The sequence below is a fragment of the Inhella proteolytica genome (assembly GCF_016093275.1).
Taxonomy (GTDB): Bacteria; Pseudomonadota; Gammaproteobacteria; order Burkholderiales; family Burkholderiaceae_C; genus Inhella; species Inhella proteolytica.
In genome coordinates this window covers 1-1928 of sequence record NZ_JAEDAK010000038.1, presented here as the reverse complement: position 1 = coordinate 1928, position 1928 = coordinate 1, and the positions used below count along the sequence as shown (strand labels likewise).

The 1928-nt window shown below is 71.5% G+C and carries 4 protein-coding genes and 1 pseudogene; 4 read left to right on the top strand and 1 reads right to left on the bottom strand.

The window, feature by feature from the left end:
* Positions 1 to 367: DnaA N-terminal domain-containing protein (locus I7X39_RS22925; RefSeq protein ID WP_310739962.1), on the bottom strand; the 367-nt coding region annotated here is incomplete at its 3' end.
* A gap of 394 nt (positions 368 to 761) precedes the next feature.
* Here I7X39_RS22925 and rpmH point away from each other — a divergent pair.
* The 4 genes and pseudogenes from rpmH to I7X39_RS22905 form a co-directional block, all read left to right on the top strand.
* Complete coding sequence (gene rpmH, locus I7X39_RS22920; protein ID WP_198113685.1) at positions 762 to 896, top strand: 50S ribosomal protein L34; 135 nt, start codon at positions 762 to 764, stop codon at positions 894 to 896.
* A 31-nt stretch (positions 897 to 927) separates the two neighbouring features.
* Complete coding sequence (locus tag I7X39_RS22915; RefSeq protein WP_198113684.1) at positions 928 to 1434, top strand: ribonuclease P protein component; 507 nt, start codon at positions 928 to 930, stop codon at positions 1432 to 1434.
* Complete coding sequence (gene yidD / locus I7X39_RS22910; protein WP_375140812.1) at positions 1431 to 1730, top strand: membrane protein insertion efficiency factor YidD; 300 nt, start codon at positions 1431 to 1433, stop codon at positions 1728 to 1730. Before I7X39_RS22915 ends, yidD begins: the two co-directional genes overlap by 4 nt.
* Positions 1727 to 1928: pseudogene (locus tag I7X39_RS22905) on the top strand (membrane protein insertase YidC); the annotation flags it as partial. The gene yidD and the pseudogene I7X39_RS22905, both read left to right, overlap by 4 nt.

The window sequence follows — 1928 nt, the reverse complement described above, 5'->3', positions numbered from 1 at the left end:
GTTGGGCGGGGTGGGCCGCGGGGGCGGCGGCGTGCGGCGCGCTGCCGCCGGGCTGGGGCGCGCGCACCGGCAGGGTGCGCGGCGGCTGCGCGGCCACGCTCAGCTCCAGGCGCACGGGCTCACCGGCCAGCTCGCCCAGCAGGGTCTCGATGCGGCTGGCGTATTGGGCGCGGATCCAGTCCAGCTTGAAGCGGTTGGGCACGCTCAGGCGGGCGCGCAGGCCGTCCTCGGCGCGGCACAACTCGGCGGCGGGGAGGGGGCGAATCCAGGTGTTGAACTGCTGTTCGGGCAGTTCGGTGGCCAGGCGCTCGCAGCCGCGCTGCCACAGTTCGGGCAGGTCGGAGGGGTCGGCGGGCGGGACCGGCACGGGCCCAGCCAGCGCCGCGGCGCTGCCCCCCGTGGTTCCGGTCAGACCCGTCAGGGCGTCTGCGGACATTGTGGATAAGTCTCTTTTGAAGGGCGCGGATTCTATGCGTCCGGGCCGTTCTGGCAAGGCTTATCCACAGCGGGTACTGGCCCGCCCGGTGGCTGGGCGCGCTGGGGCGGCTTGACGGGGCTGCGCACTTGCTGGTGTAATCGCGGGCTTTTCGCCGGACGGGTGTGCAAAACCCCTGCTCGGCATTTCCTAGCGCGTTGCCATCGGGCCGAAGGGCCTGCTCCATGAACTGGGGCCGCTGGCGGCGCGCGGCTTGTCAATCCCGTCGTCCGTGCCCGCCAGATCGTCTGGTGCGTGCAGACCACGACGCAGAAGGTGATTCACCATGAAACGCACTTATCAAGGCTCCAAGGTTCGTCGCGCCCGCACTCACGGCTTCCTGGTCCGCATGGCTACCCGCGGTGGCCGCGCCGTCCTGAACGCGCGCCGCGCCAAGGGCCGCAAGCGCCTGGGCGTCTAAGTCGGCTTTCAGCCGACGTTGCGGGGCGGCAATGGTCGCTCCCGATCCCAGGGCTGCCCAGCTGGGCCGCATCCTCCGGGCGACCGATTTCGAGCGCGTACTGCAAGCAGGCAGCCGCGCTCGTTCGCATTGGTTCGCCCTGCATTTTCTGGCCGATGCGCCTTCTCAACCGGCTGCGCACAAGTTGTCCACAGCCTGCCCACCGGATGGGCACAGGGTTGTGGATGGACTCGGTGAAAACCCCAGCGGCCGCTGGCTCGGTTTGGTCGTGCCCAAGCGGCTGGCCCGGCGCGCGGTGACGCGCAATCTGGTCAAGCGCCTCGGGCGTGCCAGCCTCACCGAACAGTTGGGCGGCGCCCAGCCCTTGCCGGCCGGGCTGTGGGTGCTGCGCCTGCGCAGCCCGATCGACCGCAAGCAATTCCCCAGCGCCCGTTCTGAGCCGCTGCGCTTGGCCCTGCGCGAAGACCTGCAGCTGTTGTGGCGGCGCGCGCTGAACCCGCGGCCGGCTGCGGCCAAGCCCAAGGTGGTGGCGCCGTGAAGGCCCCGGCCTCGCTGCTGCAGCGCGGCCTGCGCGCGCTGGTGCGCGCCTACCAGCTGCTGTTCAGCCACTGGCTCAATGCCGGCTGCCGCTACAGCCCCAGCTGCTCCAATTACGCCTTGCAGGCGCTGGAAGCGCATGGCGGCCTGGCCGGCAGCTACCTGGCCACGCGCCGCATCCTGCGCTGCAATCCTTTCTGCCTGGGCGGGCACGACCCCGTTCCGGCCCAGCCGCCGCGCTTGTTCACCGGCCTGCGGCGGCCTCCCTCCTTCTCTTCCCCAAGCCAAGACCCATGACCGACATCCGCCGCACCGTGCTTTGGGTGGTGTTCTCCATGTCCCTGCTGTTGCTGTGGGACGGTTGGCAACGCCACAACGGCCGCCCGTCGATGTTTGCCCCGACGCCGCCGGCCGCCGCCACGCAGCCCGCCGCCGCGCCGCCCGCTTCGGGCGTGCCGCAGGCCGCGGCCCAGCTGGGCAGCCCGGCGCCGGCTG

What these genes read in the sequence shown, in the direction of transcription:
- rpmH (WP_198113685.1), top strand. Translation starts at nt 762, where the DNA reads ATGAAACGCACTTATCAAGGCTCCAAGGTTCGTCGCGCCCGCACTCAC.
- I7X39_RS22915 (WP_198113684.1), top strand. Translation starts at nt 928, where the DNA reads ATGGTCGCTCCCGATCCCAGGGCTGCCCAGCTGGGCCGCATCCTCCGG.